The organism is Vibrio sp. 1727 (assembly GCF_033344415.1).
In the GTDB taxonomy this organism is placed as follows: domain Bacteria; phylum Pseudomonadota; class Gammaproteobacteria; order Enterobacterales; family Vibrionaceae; genus Vibrio; species Vibrio alginolyticus.
The window spans coordinates 1-591 of the sequence record NZ_JAWPOT010000462.1; the positions used below are offsets into that span (position 1 = coordinate 1).

The 591-nt window shown below is 50.3% G+C and carries 1 protein-coding gene; it reads left to right on the top strand.

Going from position 1 to position 591, the window contains the following annotated elements; translation table 11 throughout:
• Nucleotides 1–591, top strand: a 591-nt coding sequence (locus R8O10_RS26360; RefSeq protein WP_318192117.1) for a potassium transporter TrkG, incomplete at both ends; no start/stop codon positions are given.

The following is a 591-nucleotide window of genomic DNA, read 5'->3' on the forward strand; positions in this document are numbered from 1 at the left end:
CCTCCGATAGCTCGATGAACAACTTCTCCAACGGCGCGCACTGGGTCGCGACCACTTTCATGTTCTTGGGCGGTCTGCCATTTCTATTGTTTGTTGCCGCTCTACGCAAACGCAGCATCGATATTCTGGTCAAAGATGCACAGGTACGAGGCTTTGCTTACTTGTTCTTGTTCTCAAGCTTGGTGGTTGCCGCTTGGCTAGTGATTCGCGATGGTTACACCATTTTGGATGCCCTGCGAGTGTCGATGTTCAACATCGTTTCTGTGGTGACAACCACTGGGTTCGGCTTGGAAGATTTCACCGCTTGGGGCGCTCTGCCAACCACGCTCTTTGCCTTCTTAATGATGGCTGGGGCATGTTCTGGCTCAACCGCAGGCGGGATTAAAATCTTCCGTTTCCAAATTGCTATGACGCTGTTGAACAAACAGATCATGAAACTGATTCATCCATCCGGCGTTTTCGTGCAACGTTACAACCAACGTCCTGTGAACGACGACATCGTGCGCTCTGTGGTGGCGTTTGGGTTGATGTTCTTTATCACCATAATCTTTATCGCTGGCTGTTTAAGTGCCCTTGGTCTTGATCCCGTGA